General features: G+C 43.2%; 1 protein-coding gene. It reads right to left on the reverse strand.

All coding sequences use genetic code 11. The annotated features are described in order from the left end of the window. Nucleotides 1–244: hypothetical protein (locus tag KP705_RS16635; protein ID WP_215765053.1), on the reverse strand; the 244-nt coding region annotated here is incomplete at its 3' end. Between the last annotated feature and the right edge of the window lie 300 nt (nucleotides 245–544).

The raw sequence follows: 544 nt of genomic DNA on the forward strand, positions 1-544 counted from the left end.
CTCTATAACTTTTCACATCCTTCACAGGAAAAGAATGGTCAATATAATGGTCATGCAAACAAGTCATGATATCGTAAGGCTTTTCCCAACCGCAATAAACCTCGACCCCATTCCCAAACATATAACGAATAGCCTTGGTCTCATAACGTGCCTTCAATCGCACAGCCTTTATATTGAACAGATTTTCAAGCCTCTGTACTTCTCTCTCTATTTCTCTATATTTTTCCTTCTTTACCATATCCATAACAATCTCCGACCCTCAGTTTGTGGGGTACTGGAAACTTATTGTAGCAGATAGAAATCAATATTTGACTTGTCATAGTGTCCGACTATGACAATTACATTGTCGTCGGTCCTGCGGAGCTTCAAAGATACCAGTCTGCAAGCTCCTGAAAGGCGTCCTGATTAGCTTCGAAGTATTCGGAATCCGGAACCTCAATAGGAGGCTCATCAAGCTCTACGGGGTCTTGTAGACGCTCTATGTCGAGAACCTTTGACAGCATCCCATCTTCTAAGACGCTACCCCCACCTCTACCCATGTGAG

Origin of the sequence: Gluconobacter sp. P1D12_c, assembly GCF_018812105.1 — a bacterium.
Lineage (GTDB): Bacteria > Pseudomonadota > Alphaproteobacteria > Acetobacterales > Acetobacteraceae > Gluconobacter > Gluconobacter oxydans_A.